The 15,987-nt window shown below is 45.4% G+C and carries 12 protein-coding genes and 1 pseudogene; 11 read left to right on the forward strand and 2 right to left on the reverse strand.

The features are described 5' to 3' along the window. Positions 1 to 42: 42 nt before the first annotated feature. Positions 43 to 747 carry a hypothetical protein gene (locus tag KUL49_RS16870; RefSeq protein WP_131138036.1) on the reverse strand — a complete coding sequence of 235 codons (705 nt, stop codon included), beginning with the start codon at positions 745 to 747 and terminating at the stop codon, positions 43 to 45. Between the two features lie 266 nt (positions 748 to 1,013). On the opposite strand from KUL49_RS16870, the gene KUL49_RS16875 reads away from it, so the two are divergent. Next, on the forward strand, positions 1,014 to 1,916 hold the full coding sequence (locus KUL49_RS16875; protein WP_131138037.1) for an RDD family protein: 903 nt from the start codon (positions 1,014 to 1,016) through the stop codon (positions 1,914 to 1,916). Positions 1,917 to 2,059: 143 nt separating this feature from the next. Here KUL49_RS16875 and KUL49_RS16880 read toward each other — a convergent pair whose 3' ends face one another. After that, positions 2,060 to 4,456: a Lon protease family protein gene (locus KUL49_RS16880; protein WP_131138038.1), complete on the reverse strand. Its 2,397-nt coding sequence runs from the start codon at positions 4,454 to 4,456 to the stop codon at positions 2,060 to 2,062. A gap of 511 nt (positions 4,457 to 4,967) precedes the next feature. On the opposite strand from KUL49_RS16880, the gene KUL49_RS16885 reads away from it, so the two are divergent. The 10 genes and pseudogenes from KUL49_RS16885 to KUL49_RS16930 all read left to right on the forward strand — a co-directional run bounded on the left by KUL49_RS16885 (position 4,968) and on the right by KUL49_RS16930 (position 15,814). Next, positions 4,968 to 5,585, forward strand: coding sequence for a hypothetical protein (locus KUL49_RS16885; protein WP_014976415.1), 618 nt, complete (start codon positions 4,968 to 4,970; stop codon positions 5,583 to 5,585). Between the two features lie 311 nt (positions 5,586 to 5,896). Next, the gene (gene leuS / locus KUL49_RS16890; protein WP_131138039.1) at positions 5,897 to 8,500 is read left to right on the forward strand and encodes a leucine--tRNA ligase; all 2,604 of its coding nucleotides are present in this window, start codon (positions 5,897 to 5,899) and stop codon (positions 8,498 to 8,500) included. Between the two features lie 11 nt (positions 8,501 to 8,511). Further along, complete coding sequence (gene lptE / locus KUL49_RS16895; RefSeq protein WP_014976413.1) at positions 8,512 to 9,048, forward strand: LPS assembly lipoprotein LptE; 537 nt, start codon at positions 8,512 to 8,514, stop codon at positions 9,046 to 9,048. Positions 9,049 to 9,063: 15 nt separating this feature from the next. Continuing rightward, positions 9,064 to 10,090: pseudogene (gene holA / locus KUL49_RS16900) on the forward strand (DNA polymerase III subunit delta). A gap of 49 nt (positions 10,091 to 10,139) precedes the next feature. Further along, positions 10,140 to 10,805, forward strand: a complete 666-nt coding sequence (gene nadD, locus KUL49_RS16905) for a nicotinate (nicotinamide) nucleotide adenylyltransferase (RefSeq protein ID WP_131138067.1) — start codon at positions 10,140 to 10,142, stop codon at positions 10,803 to 10,805. A gap of 17 nt (positions 10,806 to 10,822) precedes the next feature. Continuing rightward, complete coding sequence (gene rsfS, locus KUL49_RS16910) at positions 10,823 to 11,140, forward strand: ribosome silencing factor (RefSeq protein WP_014949353.1); 318 nt, start codon at positions 10,823 to 10,825, stop codon at positions 11,138 to 11,140. Positions 11,141 to 11,256: 116 nt separating this feature from the next. Further along, positions 11,257 to 11,727 (forward strand): 23S rRNA (pseudouridine(1915)-N(3))-methyltransferase RlmH, encoded by a 471-nt coding sequence (gene rlmH / locus KUL49_RS16915; protein ID WP_014949352.1) that lies wholly within the window; start codon positions 11,257 to 11,259, stop codon positions 11,725 to 11,727. A 30-nt stretch (positions 11,728 to 11,757) separates the two neighbouring features. Continuing rightward, the gene (mrdA, locus tag KUL49_RS16920) at positions 11,758 to 13,671 is read left to right on the forward strand and encodes a penicillin-binding protein 2 (protein ID WP_131138040.1); all 1,914 of its coding nucleotides are present in this window, start codon (positions 11,758 to 11,760) and stop codon (positions 13,669 to 13,671) included. Then, on the forward strand, positions 13,671 to 14,786 hold the full coding sequence (gene rodA, locus KUL49_RS16925) for a rod shape-determining protein RodA (RefSeq protein ID WP_131138041.1): 1,116 nt from the start codon (positions 13,671 to 13,673) through the stop codon (positions 14,784 to 14,786). The genes mrdA and rodA overlap by 1 nt, the downstream gene beginning before the upstream one ends. A gap of 5 nt (positions 14,787 to 14,791) precedes the next feature. After that, positions 14,792 to 15,814 carry a septal ring lytic transglycosylase RlpA family protein gene (locus KUL49_RS16930; RefSeq protein ID WP_131138042.1) on the forward strand — a complete coding sequence of 341 codons (1,023 nt, stop codon included), beginning with the start codon at positions 14,792 to 14,794 and terminating at the stop codon, positions 15,812 to 15,814. Positions 15,815 to 15,987: the final 173 nt, after the last annotated feature.

Consider the following 15,987-nt stretch of genomic DNA (forward strand, 5'->3'; position numbering starts at 1 on the left):
ATTTTTCGGCGGTTTTTTTAAAGCGTTATCTATCAGTAATAGTTAACTTTTCATTTTGATTAGCGTATCAGCTTCTACGGTGAAACGATTAAAGAAATCGTCTTCTAGTTCGCCAGTGATGCGCACGCGCTCGCCTTTCATTAGCGTTAGGTAACCATCCGCATCCACAGGTGCGCCCTCTAACTCATCAAGCTCTACTGTGAGAGTGGTATCGCCCACGTCAATTTGTAACGCTTCTTTACCAATTGATTTAACGGTACCTACAAGCACCATTTCTTCATCGTCAAACTCAATGTTACTTGCTGTACTTAAATAAAGGTCTGCCGAAGCCTGATTAACCGACTCAGCTAAGTAAACAGTATCCATACCATCAACAATCACACTCTGAGCAACTAACCTTTCGCTCGAAAACATGCCATCATCAAGACGCGCCGTTACCATAACTTCTTCGCCTTTCATTTTTGCATAGGCATTACTGTCAAGGTCAGTGTCTCTTAACTCAACAAAGATATTCCCGTCACCGTAATCTAAGGTAAAGAATTTTGAATCTACAGCAGACACCTCACCGGTCAACGTAATCCACGTATCACCAGACTCAGATGTTCTGGACTCAGGTTGCACTGACGCTGAAGCTGCTTGCATTTGCGCAGTTTTCATCTCGTCAACGTTAGCTTGTGCCATTGCAGATGACCCCATCATAGCGAATGAAACCAAAGTTGCTGTAATCGTTCGTTTTGAGTTAAACATCGTAACCTCCTTAAAGGCATCATTGTTATCCATTCGATAATCTCTGATGCAAACCCAATGCCGCGCTTATAAATCAATAGCTTAAGTGAAACACACTTAAATTATCTATTTGCTAAAAAGAAAAATATTCCGACTATTGAAGAGATTACACTGTATCCTGCATGCGTATTTGTGGGGTGCTTGCCCTTCAGATAAAAGAGTTAAAATAACACGCCTTACTGTGTAAAGTAGTGTTATGGAATTAGGTTAAGCACAGTGGACGGCAAATGTCTCCCCCACATCAACATATTGATACGCCACCTCTAAGTAGTGATGTCGAAAATAATACTGCAGATAAATTAGAAACCGTTGAAACAAAGGATATAGTCACGCCCTATGCGTTTGGCGTGGCTAACTCGCTGTTAGGCAAGCGTCTGGCTACACCTTTTCAACGAGGGTTGGCTCAGTGTATTGACCTACTATTTGTCGCCATTTTGAGCTCACTGGATGCACTGTTTTTGGCGATTATTGCTACAGTGACGTTTTATAAAGCTAGCCGCAACGTAGCCAATCAAAGCCATAAAAAAACTACGCGTTCATTTCTTCGAATAGGTGGAGCGTTCATGCTCTTTTGGACAGTGTTGCTTACGTTAGATGCTGCCAATGAGGCTAATTACTTTCGTGACGATGCAACTGTCAGCAACGTGATCGACTCGCCTAATCGCCCAGGTGAGAAAAATGGTGCGAATGATGATATTGGAGTAAATGAGCAAGCTCAAAATAAAGGTGTGCATGAAAATGGCCTACAGGAAGCTGAAGATATTGAAAGTGACCTAGCAGATTTCGATGACGCAACTTCAGAGCCCTCAGCAAACACATACAGCATTGTCGCGTGGATCAAAGGGTTAATTACTGAGCTTGGCTTAGGCTTTGGTTGGGCCGCGCTTTATTACAGCGTGTTTACCGCTTGGTTTAATGGAAAAACTCCAGGTAAACGACTGCTAAATATACAAGTACTCAAACTCGATGGTTCTGGACTGTCGCTATGGGAGAGCTTTGGTCGTTATGGAGGTTATGGTGCGGGTTTAGCAACTGGCTTGTTGGGATTTGTGCAAATTTACTGGGATCCTAACCGACAAGCGATCCAAGATAAAATTTCAGAGACTCTGGTCATCAGCACCCACGATTAGCGCGCTCTGGTACTTGCGTTTAACATTGAATGGCTGTGTGCACGTTCTACTGAAAAAACGCTTCTTTATTAGCGCATCAACCAAGATTAATGCAAAAATCAAGAAGCGCGTCTCGACACTGCAAGTACGCGCTTCGTTTTTATCTATTCGCCATCGCCCCCATTAACAATAAGCGCAATATTGTATAGACGGTTTACGGCATGGTAATTGATTGAATTTTTGGGGTAACGACCTTTACTGCTTATTTTACCCGCTTCCTGTTCCATCAAAATAGATAGCGCGTCATCAACGGTCTCTACAGTGTAAATATGGAACAGCCCTTTTTTCACAGCATCGATAACAGTGGCGTCTAATACCAAATTAATCGCATTTGATTTAGGAATAATCACGCCTTGCGTGCCGGTGAGGCCACGGTGTTGACACAAGTCGAAAAAGCCTTCTATCTTTTCGTTCACACCGCCAACCGCTTGCACTTCACCATACTGGTTTATGGAACCCGTGATAGCCAAGGTTTGTAAGCAAGGGATTTCAGTCAACGCAGAGATAAGCGCAACCAGTTCACCAAGGGATGCACTATCGCCATCAATGTGTCCGTATGACTGCTCTAGCGCTATATTTGCCGATAGGGTTAACGGGAAATGCTGGGCATACTTGTTGCCCAAGTAGCCGTTTAACAACATGACGCCTTTTGAGTGAATAGGCTGTCCAAGCTCTACCTCACGCTCAATATCAACGACACCACTTGCGCCGGCAAATACAGTAGACGTAATGCGTGCAGGCGTACCAAATGCAGTGTCACCAATATCCAATACCGTTAACCCGTTTACTTTACCTACCGCTTTTCCTTCAGTGGCAATTAGCACGTGCCCTTCTTTAATATCGTTTAAAAGCGTTTGACTGACACGGCCGGTACGACGCTTCTTGGCACTTAATGCTGTTTTTAAATGATCAAGTTCTAGCGTGTCGGCATTAGATTTCTGACAGAAATAATAGGCTTCATTAACTAGCTCTATAACTTCAGCGAAGTGCGCAGATAGCTTTTCTTTGTGTTCAGCCATTCTTAACGAGTACTCAACTAGCCTGCACATCGCGTTAGCGGTAATGCCTTTAAGTCCTAACTGAATAAGGTGCGCACGTACTTTGCCCACGAAATCAAAAAGCGCCTGTCTGGTGACGGGAATTTCCAAATCAAAATCCACCAACACTCTAAACAGTTCATCAAACTCGTCATCGTAATCTTGCAGCGTGTAGTATAAATCACGCGAGCCTAACAGAACGATTTTCACATTTAAGTCGATGGGCTGTGGATTGAGCGTAATATTGTTCACCATACCCACATCTTGCTGGGGTAAGTCCATGCGCAAGCGCTGTGACTTGATGGCAAGCTTAAGAGTATCCCACACGAAAGGTTGTTCAATAAGTTGGTCGACATCCAACAACAAATAACCGCCATTTGCACGATGGAGCGCACCGGGCTGAATCATGCGATAGTTGGTAAACACGCTGCCGTGAATGTTGGTGTACTCTATTTTGCCAAACAAATTTTGATAAGTAGGGTTCGGCTCATAAATAACAGGGGCTGCGTCATCGAGTTTATTCGACACCAAAACGTTAGGAAGAAATTGCTCTTCTAAAAATATCTTCTTGTCGAAGTCATCACTCTTCTCTTCTTTCTGCTCTTCACTGTGAATGACTAAGATAGCATTGACCAATGCAGTTTTAAGCTGCTTGAGGTACTTCATTACCCCTAGCTCAGATGCGTATTTGTGCTCAAGCACTTTTAGCAGCGGCTTAATTCCCTGCTCTGCGGTCTTTTTGTCAAGCTCACGAAGACGCTCAGAGTTTTCGCGTTTCCACGTAGGCAGGCTTAACAGGCCTTCGCTTAACCTGTTTTCTAGTTCGTCAATAAGAGTATAAAACCCTTCCCGTTGTGCGTCAGTTAATGACGCAAACTCTGTGTCACTTATTGGCTTGCCGTTAACGATAGGTGAAAACGTAATAGAGCCACCCTCTTCGTACAGCGCAACATCATTCGCTTGTGCGTAACGCTCTACCGCATCGATAGCCGCATCGTACTTTTGCTCGAACTCTCTGGAAATTGACGCGCGACGGCGCTGATATCCCGGGTTATCAAAAGCAATGGGCAGTGAGTCTAAGACATCGTCAATAAGCGCAGCCATGTCCTTGTGGAATGCTTTTCCACCACCGGGAGGAAATTTTAGCGCAACAGGTTCGCGCTCTTCGTCAAAATTGTTGATATAACAACAATCATCAGGCGCCAGTAGCTGGGCAACTTGGCGTTCAATGTAATCCTTCACTAGAGTGAAGCGCCCCGTAGCGGGCTCACCCATCACATAAAGATTATAGCCTTTGGTGTTAATACCTAACCCAAACGTAAGTGCTTCACGCGCTCGCTCTTGCCCAATGAAGGTCGCATTTAGCGCTTCATCATCTTTTAAGGCACTGTTTATCGCTCGGCGATTTATGGTAGGTGAAAGCGCGTCTACATCTAACGCATATAATTTACTGTCTACAGACATGTCTGTTCTATCTTTGTTTCTTTACTTAAGTGAAACCCTAATTAACATTAGTGTCAAACGCTTATCCTGAATAAGGCAACTTTGCATCGCTAATTGCACAACAAACAACCACCTTCATGATTTTAGAGAGGAATTGGCAAGCACTACGAGCTTTTTGTGGCCTTCATTAGAACTGATACCTTGCGACACAGGGTGTAGCGTTTAATTAAAGCCGAAAAGGAGTTAAGTACGAAAGAACTTACTTCAATTTAACCGCTGCATTTATTTCTTCCACATAATTTGGAACAGGGCATTAAAATCACAGCGATAAGAAAAGCGCGCCAAGGTCAGAGCCGTAAGGACAATGTGGTCAAGACAAAGCTCTGAAGAATCCTGTAACAGTAAGGCTTTAAAGTAGGTAGCAACGCAAGCTGCTTTCAATTACCTTAGAAAACACAAAAACCGAAATTCGTTTGGCGACGAGACCAGGTTTCGCGCGCAATAACCAATGAACAAAAACAGGGTAATAACAATGACAAAAAAATTGAAAACTCGCTCACCCCTTCTGCTCACCTCCTCTTTCCTTGCTACCTTTCTGGGTACGGCATTTTCTTCAATGAGTATCGCTAACGTAAACTATGCAGATAACTCAGGGTTTTCTATCACCAATGAGAGTGAAAGCTATGCGCCAGTTGAAGTCGTGTACTCTCATTTTATTCAACATGTGGATATGTGGTGGCCGAAAGACCACACATGGTGGAAAGGTGCTTTGCGCATAGATGAGCAGGCTGGGGGCTGTTTCTGTGAAACGACTGACACGGCGAGTGCAGCGCATATGCAGGTAAGCTATGTTGAACCGAACAAAAAAGTGGTGATGACAGGTGGCTTGGGCCCGCTTCAAGAGATGGGTATGTCAGGTGCACTGACATGGGAATTCAGCACAATAGCATCGAGCACATCATCGGATGCAAATACACAAGACGGTCGCATACCGAAAACTAAAGTCACCCTTACCTACCACGCCTCAGGTAATATTCACTTTAATGGCCAAAAAGCATCTAACGAAGACGCCGCCAATTTAGTTCGTGTAGTCGACAAAGTGCAGGCGCAACAACTAAATGCGCTAACCGCGTTTAGTGACAATAATTAGATGCGACACCGGGGCCTGTTTATCGACAAGATAAGATGGCGCTAAGAGAAAGTAAGATGAGCAAATGGGGCGTGTTCTGGTGTTCAATCGACGAAAACCGTGTCATTAATGCTCACTTTTCAAGCAAGCAACAATAAATATTGCCAAGTTCGGTGTTAAGCTATTGAGGCATGGCTTAGCGCTGGGTTATTCTATTGGGCTATATGTATGTTAAGTGGGTGAATCCCACGCGCGGTTAGTTGGCGTTGCTACAAACTCGCCTTATGCCGCCCCATAAACGTTTTAACTTTTAATGCGGAAGCCTAAGTTTCATGGCCGATAATCAGTACAATCCGAAAGACATTGAACAACGCGTTCAGCAATACTGGGAAGAAAACCAATCGTTTAAAGCAAATGACGACGTAGAAAAAGAAAAGTTCTACTGCCTGTCTATGTTCCCATACCCTAGTGGCCGACTTCACATGGGCCACGTGCGCAACTACACCATTGGTGACGTGATCAGCCGTTTCCAGCGCATGCAGGGTAAAAATGTATTGCAGCCTATGGGTTGGGATGCTTTTGGTCTTCCGGCTGAAAACGCAGCAATTAACAACAACACTGCACCTGCGAAATGGACATACTCAAATATTGATTACATGAAAAACCAACTTCGCTCGTTGGGTTTCGGTTACGACTGGGATCGCGAAGTAACTACATGTAAATCAGATTACTATCGCTGGGAACAGTGGTTCTTCACACGTCTTTACGAAAAAGGTCTTGTTTACAAGAAAAACTCTACTGTGAACTGGGACCCTGTAGACCAAACTGTTTTGGCTAATGAGCAGGTAATCGACGGTCGCGGATGGCGCTCTGGTGCGCTGGTTGAGCAAAAAGAGATCCCTCAGTGGTTTATTAAAATTACTGACTACGCCGAAGAACTTTTACAAGACTTAGAACAGCTTGAAGAATGGCCAGACCAAGTACGCGCAATGCAGGCAAACTGGATTGGCCGCTCTGAAGGTGTTGAAATTACCTTCGATTTAGCGTCAGCGGTTAACGACATTGCCGATTTGACGGTATATACCACGCGCCCAGATACTTTCTACGGCGTTACTTACGTTGCAGTGGCTGCGCAGCACCCTCTTGCCGAATTCGCAGCAAAATCGAACCCAGATTTAGCGGCCTTTATCGACGAATGTAAAAACACCAAAGTTGCTGAAGCTGAATTAGCAACCATGGAGAAGAAAGGTTTCGCCACGGGTTTTGAGGTTGTTCACCCACTAACCGGTGAAAAGCTTCCAATTTGGGTCGCTAACTTCGTGTTGATGGACTACGGTTCAGGCGCGGTAATGGCTGTTCCTGGCCACGACCAGCGCGATTGGGAATTTGCGACTAAATACAACCTACCTATTCAACAAGTCATTGCGCCAAATGCAGGTGATGAAGATAAGTGCGACCTCACCGCTTCTGCATTTACTGAAAAAGGCAGCTTGATCAATTCAGGTAAGTTCGACGGTCTTGAGTTCGATGCCGCATTTAATGGTATTGCTGATGAACTTGAAAGCAAAGGCTGTGGAAAGCGCAAAGTAAATTACCGTCTTCGTGACTGGGGCGTAAGCCGTCAGCGCTACTGGGGCGCACCTATTCCAATGCTAAATTTGGAAAACGGTGAATCTGTTCCGGTTCCTGCTGACCAACTACCGGTTGTTTTGCCTGAAGACGTAGAAATGAATGGCGTAACCTCGCCAATTAAAGCTGACCCTGAGTGGGCAAAAACCACATACAATGGCGAAGCCGCGTTACGTGAAACGGATACCTTCGACACCTTTATGGAGTCATCGTGGTACTACGCGCGCTATGCCTGTGCTACTAACAACGACGCCATGCTTGATCCAACATCAGCTAACTACTGGTTACCAGTAGATCAGTACATTGGTGGTATCGAGCACGCTATCTTGCACTTACTTTACTCGCGTTTCTTCCACAAATTACTGCGCGATGAAGGCTTGGTAAACTCTGATGAGCCGTTCAAGCGTTTGCTGTGTCAAGGCATGGTATTAGCTGACTCGTACTATCGTGAAGACGCGTCGGGTAAAAAAACCTGGTTCTCGCCTACAGAAGTAAGCACGGAAAAAGACGAGAAAGGCCGTATTGTTAAAGCGTGGCTAACGGCTGATGGTGAGGAAGTTATTCACGGCGGTATGACAAAAATGTCTAAGTCGAAGAATAACGGTATCGACCCGCAGGAAGTTATTGATCAGTACGGTGCCGATACGGTGCGTTTATTTACCATGTTTGCTGCGCCACCGGAGCAAACCCTTGAGTGGGTAGACTCTGGTGTTGAAGGTGCAAACCGTTTCTTACGTCGTATCTGGAAATTAGTGACCGAACACGTTGAAAAAGGCACGCCAGAAGCGATTGATGTTAAGGCACTGTCGAAAGACCAACAGGCACTTCGCCGTGAAGTACACAAGACCATTGAAAAGGTGTCTGATGACTTAGGCCGTCGTCAAACCTTTAACACTGCGGTTGCAGCGGTGATGGAATTGTTAAACCACCTTCAAAAAGCACCACAAGAAAACGCGCAGGACATCGCAATTATGCGCGAAGCCTGTGAATCTATCTTGTTGCTTCTAAACCCTATTACGCCGCACATCGCTCACGAGCTATGGAAAGTGTTGGGTCACAGTGAAGATATCGATTTAGCGCCATGGCCACAGGCTGATAAAGCCGCATTGGTTGAAGACGAAAAGCTTATCATTGTTCAGGTTAACGGTAAGGTGCGCGCTAGGATGACAATTGCTGCTGATGCAAGCAAAGAGAGCATTGAAGCATCTGCGAAAGAACAGCCTAACGTTCAGCAATTCATCGAAGGTAAAACCATTCGTAAAGTGATTGTTGTGCCTGGCAAGCTTGTAAACATTGTAGCTAACTAGGTCAGATACTGATGAAAAAGCACTTACAATTCGCAGTCGCTGTGTTGGGAACCGTATTGGTTACTGGCTGTGGCTTTCATTTGCGAAGTAGCCCTAGCTTACCTGACGACATAAACACCGTTGCTATTGAAAGTGCCCGAGCACACGCGCCCTTGGCGCGTGCGCTTGACAAACGCTTAAACGTTTACGGTTTATCCAGTGTTAGCGTAGATAAAACATCGCGCTCTAACCAAAACGTAAACATCTATTTGCTTCCAGAGAAATTAGAACGTCAGCTGCTGTCGGTTTATCCTTCGGGTCAAGTTGCTGAATATGAACTGATATATGTTGTGCGTTACCGCGTGCAGTTTCCTGGTAAGGAAGCGGTAATGGTGCAATTTGAAGTAGTACGTGACTATCAAGACGACCCTGACCAAGTGTTGGCAAAGTCTCGCGAACTTGAATTGATGCTAAGTGAAATGCGCGATGAAGCCGCTGATATCATGATCAGACGCCTTTCCAGTCAGGCAGCCGCTGCACCAAATGCATCAACTTCCGTTAGTCAGTAAACATCAGAATTTTTCATGCAGATTTATCCAAACCAATTTAGCCAAGATATCACCAAGGCACTTCGCCCGTGCTATCTGGTGTTTGGAGATGAACCCCAGCAGAAGTTTGATGTCATTGAGCAAATACGCGCTAAAGCAAAAGCCAATGGCTTTGAAGAGCGTACAGTACTTGTTGCTGAAACGGGCTTTAACTGGAATCAGTTGATTGAAGCCACACAAAGCATGTCGCTTTTCTCAAGCCAACAGTTTATTGAATTAGAGCTACCTACGGGAAAACCGGGCACTGAAGGCAGTAAAATGCTGCAAGAAGTCGCGGCATCATTAAACCCCGATATTTTGTTGCTGGTTCACGGCCCCAAAATTGGCAAAGACGTGCAGCGCGGCAAATGGTTTAAAGTGCTTGATGATTTGGGCGCGTCGGTATTGTGTTACCCGTTGGAAGGCAAGCAGCTCAATGCATGGCTAAACCAGCAGTTAAATGCCCACCAACTCTCCGTATCAGCGTCGGGTGCTAAGATGATTGCTGATTTCTGCGAAGGCAACATGCTTGCTGCTAAGCAAGAAATTGATAAGCTCGCCCTACTCTATCCACACCAGTCTATTTCAGACGAACAAATTGAAAAGGCGATGGTCGATCAGTCGCGTTTCAACGTGTTTCAACTGGTTGACGTTATGCTTAGCGGCGACAGTACCCGCTGCATAAAAATGCTATACCGATTAGAGAGTGAGGGTCTGGAGCCTAACATCATTATTTGGGCGCTGGTTCGAGAGTGGGAGCAGTTATGGAAACTAAAACTAGCGCAGCAAAGCGGTGCCCCCATTCAGTGGCAAAATTCGGATTTGGCGTAATAGGCAAGGTTTTTATCAAAGTGCCTTGAATCGTCTGAGCATCGCGCAGTTAGAAGACATCCAAAAAGCGTTGACTCAGTCAGATCATGCATTCAAACAAAATGTCATTGCCCGCCCTTACGTCGAAATGTGTCACCTGTGCATGATGTTCATGGGTATGGACCTTCGCGAAATTCCTTTGTTACAGGCATAATGGGCCATTCTAGGTGACTCTATCTCGCGCTTCTCAATCGAATTCATCCGTGAAAGCTATTCTTGGCGGAACATTCAACCCGCCGCACAAAGGCCATATTGGTGCGGCACTTAAAGCAGCAGATGAAATTGGTATAGACCGGGTTCATCTCATGCCTTGTAAATTAGCTCCGCATAAGTCAGTAGGTGTATCAGAAAGCCATCGGGTAAAAATGATTGAACTTTGCGCCCAAAACAATGACAGACTTATTCCAGAGTTAATTGAACTGACGCTTCCGTCACCCTCTTATACAGTTAAAACACTGCGTGCACTTAAAGAGAAAAGCGATGACACAATCTGTTTTTTCATTGGCGCAGATTCGCTGTATAATCTGGATAAATGGTACGAGTGGGAACACCTGCTCGATTATTGTCACTTAGTGGTTATGCGCAGAGACGACGAAAAATTTTCGCCGCCTCCCGCAATACAAGCTTGGTTAGATTGTCATGTGGCTAACGATAAAAATGTTATTCACGCAAAGCCTGCAGGCCATGTAGTGTTAACCAACACACCGCTGTTTAGTGTTTCATCTACTGATATTCGTGACGTACTAGCAGGTGCTGCTACGCCTGAAAAAGCGGGTACGCCAAACAGTTCAAATGCTGACCTATCTAACTTATGGTTAGAAGAAAGCGTTTTAGATTACATAAACGAACATCAGTTATATAAAAGTTAAGTAAGTGAGGAAAACTCTTGGAGAGTCAACAGCTCAAACAGTTTGTTAAAGACAAAATTGACGATATGAAAGGCCGTGATGTTATTGAACTAGACGTTCGCGGCAAATCAAGTATTACAGATACCATGATCATTTGTTCAGGTAACTCAAAGCGCCACGTTTCATCTATTGCAGAAAATGTCATGGTAGAAGCGAAGAAAGCGGGCCACGCACCTGGAAGCGTGGAAGGTAAGGAAACCGGCGAATGGGTTCTGGTTGATTTTGGTGATGTTATTTTGCACGTTATGCAAGATGAAACCCGTGATTTCTACCAGCTAGAGAAACTGTGGTCGTAGTGGCGTAAACGCCTGCTATAAACATGCAGTAACACGGTCAATAAAGGCCATACTCAAATGCGTATGGCCTTTATTGTATAAGTGAAATACTAATTCCTGCGATAAGGGTAAAAGAAGTGCGTATACAAATCGTCGCGGTCGGAACAAAAATGCCAAGCTGGGTAAGTACAGGCGTGGATGAGTTTATTCGTCGTTTCCCTAGCGACATGCCAGTGTCCTTTACTGAAATACCCGCCGGAAAGCGAGGCAAAAACGCGGATATTAAGCGCATCTTGGAAAAAGAAGGCGAGCAAATGCTAGCCGCTATTCCCAAAGGAAATCGCATTGTTACGTTAGAAGTAACGGGTAAGCCCTGGGACACTCCCACGCTTGCTAAACAACTCGACAATTGGAAAATGGACGGGCGCGACGTAAGTCTGCTTATTGGTGGTCCAGAAGGGCTAGCACCAGAATGTATTGCTGCGTCGGAACAAAAGTGGTCCTTATCAGCCTTAACTCTACCCCATCCACTTGTTAGGATCATTCTTACCGAAAGCCTGTACCGCGCGTGGTCGGTGACGCAAAACCACCCATATCACCGTGAGTAATTGGTCGCTTTATTAATGCAAAGGAAGTCAATGCAACGAAAACGTCAAGCAATACGGGACCACTCCGCTGAAGCGAACTTGTTCGCGCGCCGTGCGACCATTGCTTTTATTATTGTTGTTGCCATGTTGGGCATTGTACTTAACAACCTTTATTCTTTACAGGTTACCCAGTTTGAAGATTATCAAACCCGCTCGAACGGTAACCGAATTAAAGTGCTACCCGTAGCGCCTAACCGCGGTCTCATTTATGACCGTAACGGCGTGCTTTTAGCCGAGAACCGTCCGGTTTTCAGTTTGGAAGTTATTCCAGAGCAAGTGGATGATATCGAACAAACCCTTGCAGATCTGACCGAATTAATGAGCATTACCAGCGATGAAATTGAACGCTTTCAATCTACGCTAAAAGGAACGCGAAGATTTAAACCCGTTGCGCTTCGCACTCAGCTAAGCGAAGAAGAAGTAGCGCTGTTCTCTGCCAGCAAACACAAGTTTCCGGGTGTTCAAATTGAAGCGCGTTTAGCTCGTCATTACCCTTATAAAGAAACGCTTACCCATGCACTGGGTTATGTTGCACGCATTAACAAGCGAGACTTACAAAAACTCGTTGAAGCAGGCCAAGAAGATAATTATGCCGCAACCCACGATATCGGTAAGCTAGGCATAGAGAAATACCACGAAGAGCTGCTTCATGGAAAAGTGGGTTATCAGCAGGTCGAAGTAAACAACCAAGGCCGAATTATTCGTGTACTCAGTGTTGAGCCACCAACACCGGGTAAAGACATCGTACTTAACCTGGATTTAGAGCTTCAGTTAGAAGCCCAGCGAATAATAGAAGGCATGCGCGGCGCTGTAGTGGTTACCGATGTTAAAACAGGTGGCGTACTGGCACTTTATTCTAACCCTAGTTACGACCCCAATTTATTCGTGCACGGTATCAGCAGCAAGAATTACTCTGCGCTACTGAATTCGCCAGACCGCCCGCTAATTAACAGGGCGACACAAGGACAATACCCTCCCGCTTCTACCATTAAACCGCACCTTGGTTTTGTTGGACTAGAAGAAGGCATTATCACCAAAGACTACACCATTAACGATACAGGTCGCTATCAATTGCCAAATGTGTCGCACGTGTGGCGCGATTGGCGTCGATGGGGACATGGCAAAGTTAACGTATCAAAAGCAATAGAAGTGTCGTGCGATACTTATTATTACGAGCTAGCGTATAAATTGGGTATCGATAAAATCAGTGAATCTATGTACGAATTCGGATTCGGAGATTTCACGGGTATCGATCTTTACGAAGAGTCAGATGCCAACATGCCTAGCCGAGGCTGGAAACGCGCTCGCTTTAATCAACCTTGGTATATTGGTGACACCATCCCCGTTGGTATAGGACAGAGCTATTGGACCACCACGCCGGTACAGTTAAATACATCGGTTAACACGCTGATCAATGCTGGGGAACGCTATATTCCGCAAATCATTCGCGGTTATATGAACACCGATAGTTCTGTCGACCTTATCCCGCTTAAGTCGCTGCGGCCTATAGAGATTAAGAACCGTAACAATTTGGATGTGGTGTTAAACGCCATGCGCGATGTTGTGAGTGGCGAAGAAGGCGGCGCGCGTCATGCATTTGCAGATACCCCTTACGACTCTGCTGGTAAGACAGGAACAGCGCAGTTGTTTACCGTTGGCCAAAATGAAAAATATGACGCTACTAAAATTGATGAGCGTCTTCGAGACAATGCCATGTATGTTGGCTTTGCACCGTTCAATGATCCAGAGATATCGGTAACCGTGGTCCTTGAAAACGTAGGCGGTGGTAGTAAGAACGCAGCACCCGTCGCCCGTCAAATCATGGATTTCTATTTCAGAGACCGAGTTTTTGAAACTGCCAAAGCTGACTCGGCAAACAGTGATAATGAATTAGGGACAAACTAGTGAAGAGAACCACCATAAACCCTAATAAAATAAGTTTTCTTCAGCGCATTCATATCGATGGCTGGCTGTTAGTCGGGCTACTCGTGCTAAGTTGTGTTGGGCTATTTACTCTGTACTCGGCGTCAGGTCAGGATATGGAGCAAATGGAGCGCCAGTTTATCAGGCTGGGATTTAGCTTTATCGTTATGTTTGGGTTAGCCCAAGCCCCTTTGGGCGTGTTTAGGTTTTTCTCAACCTATGCCTATGGTGCAGGCCTGCTTATGCTAATTGCCGTATTATTATTTGGTGATATGGGCAAAGGCGCACAGCGCTGGCTAGACCTAGGCTTTATCCGTTTTCAGCCCTCTGAACTGATGAAGCTTGCCGTGCCCATGATGGTGGCATGGTATATCAGTAAATTCACTATGCCCCCACGCACGTCACACATTATCGTTGGGTTTGGTTTGGTGGTCGTGCCCACCATTCTCATTGCAAAGCAGCCTGATTTAGGGACCTCATTACTCATCGCCAGTTCAGGTATCTTTGCCATATTCCTGGCAGGTATGAGCTGGCGGCTTATTTCTGTTGTAGGCGGGTTAGTTGGCGCGTTTGCACCTGTTATGTGGTTCTTTTTAATGAAGGACTATCAAAAACAGCGGGTTCTTACTTTTTTAAACCCGGAAAGCGACCCGCTAGGGTCTGGCTACCACATTATCCAATCTAAAATAGCCATTGGTTCTGGTGGCGTAGACGGCAAAGGCTGGCTACAGGGCACCCAGTCACAGCTTGAATTTTTACCCGAACGCCACACCGACTTTATCTTTTCAGTATTCAGCGAAGAGTTTGGCCTTACCGGCGTTATGTGCCTAATGGCAATCTATATTTTCATTATTATGCGCGGACTCATTATTTCTAGTCGCGCACAAGACGCCTATGCAAAACTACTTGGCGGCAGTATTACGCTTACCTTTTTTGTTTATGTGTTTGTAAACATGGGCATGGTGTCCGGATTACTTCCCGTGGTGGGTGTTCCCCTTCCTCTAGTGAGCTTTGGAGGAACATCTATGGTGACTTTAATGGCAGGTTTTGGCATTCTTATGGCCATTGCCACTCAGAAACGTTTAATGTCTAGATAACTTGTATGTTGCAGCGCCTTTTTTCGGTACTTGATTTTGTAAAAGCGGGTTTAGTTAATGCGGGTCTTGTTAACCAGTATCTGGCAAACGGACAGTTTTTTCGCTATGGCTCAACTGTTTTTATAGTTTTGGCATTAGTGGGATGTCAAAGTGCACCTACACAATCTGGTCGCTATACCCAAAAGCAAGACTCAGCGCCTAAGCACGTTGCCAAAAAACCAGAAACACTTGATGCTGTACCTAAATACGAAGCCTACCGCATGTTTAACAGCAGACCATACAAGGTACTGGGCAAGCACTACACACCAATGGATACTGGCAAAGGCTATGAAGAGGTCGGCTACGCCAGTTGGTATGGCCAGAAGTTTCACGGTCACTTAACCTCAAATGGCGAAACTTACAATATGTTTGCCATGAGCGCGGCTCACAAAACATTGCCACTGCCCTCTTACGTGCGTGTTACTAACTTGGAAAACAACAAACAAGCGATCGTCCGCGTTAACGACCGGGGCCCGTTTCACGATGATAGAATTATCGATTTGTCGTATGCAGCCGCAGTAAAACTAGGCTACCACAGCAAAGGCACAGCGCGAGTCAAACTTGAAGTTATCCACTTTGACGAACAAAACAATGTAACGGTGGGAAACAGTCCAACTGTTACTTACGATGAATACTTGGGTATTGCGGTAGTACCCGCACCGGCCTTGGCAGCAACTTCACCCAACCCGCCATTAGCCCCCTCTTCGAACAGCGCGGATACCAACTCAAGCAGAAGTGAGAAAAGTAGCAACGCGGTAAGTGATGCGGTTTATATTCAAGTTGCTGCACTTTCAAACGCCGAGAAGGCAAAATCTATCTCTAATGTGCTATCGGCGTTATATCAAATTCCCGCTCACCTGCCAGTAGCAGATAACATTTATAAACTACAGCTTGGCCCTATCCACGATGAAGCTGTCGTCGCGGAGGTTCTTGAACAATTAAAGCAAAATGGCTATCCCAACGCTTACGCGATTACACAGACCATGTAGTTAGTTGGGTTGTTGCACGCTCATAAAAACAACGACATTGTGGCAGCATTGTGTCATTCAGCAGGCAATATCACGGTTTCTTCGCCTAATACCTACAATCACGTAAACTTTTTTGATAAAACCTAGTCTTATAAGCAGCCTTTCGTTAAGATCTCTCGCCGCCTTTGTTTAAG

Source organism: Alteromonas sp. KUL17 (assembly GCF_006538305.1).
GTDB classification, from domain to species: Bacteria; Pseudomonadota; Gammaproteobacteria; order Enterobacterales; family Alteromonadaceae; genus Alteromonas; species Alteromonas macleodii.

Excerpts from the sequence above, each read along its gene's own strand:
- KUL49_RS16880 (WP_131138038.1), bottom strand. The coding sequence starts at position 4,456 with ATGTCTGTAGACAGTAAATTATATGCGTTAGATGTAGACGCGCTTTCA.
- KUL49_RS16875 (WP_131138037.1), top strand. The coding sequence starts at position 1,014 with ATGTCTCCCCCACATCAACATATTGATACGCCACCTCTAAGTAGTGAT.
- KUL49_RS16870 (WP_131138036.1), bottom strand. The coding sequence starts at position 747 with ATGTTTAACTCAAAACGAACGATTACAGCAACTTTGGTTTCATTCGCT.
- leuS (WP_131138039.1), top strand. The coding sequence starts at position 5,897 with ATGGCCGATAATCAGTACAATCCGAAAGACATTGAACAACGCGTTCAG.
- mrdA (WP_131138040.1), top strand. The coding sequence starts at position 11,758 with ATGCAACGAAAACGTCAAGCAATACGGGACCACTCCGCTGAAGCGAAC.
- KUL49_RS16885 (WP_014976415.1), top strand. The coding sequence starts at position 4,968 with ATGACAAAAAAATTGAAAACTCGCTCACCCCTTCTGCTCACCTCCTCT.
- lptE (WP_014976413.1), top strand. The coding sequence starts at position 8,512 with ATGAAAAAGCACTTACAATTCGCAGTCGCTGTGTTGGGAACCGTATTG.
- KUL49_RS16930 (WP_131138042.1), top strand. The coding sequence starts at position 14,792 with ATGTTGCAGCGCCTTTTTTCGGTACTTGATTTTGTAAAAGCGGGTTTA.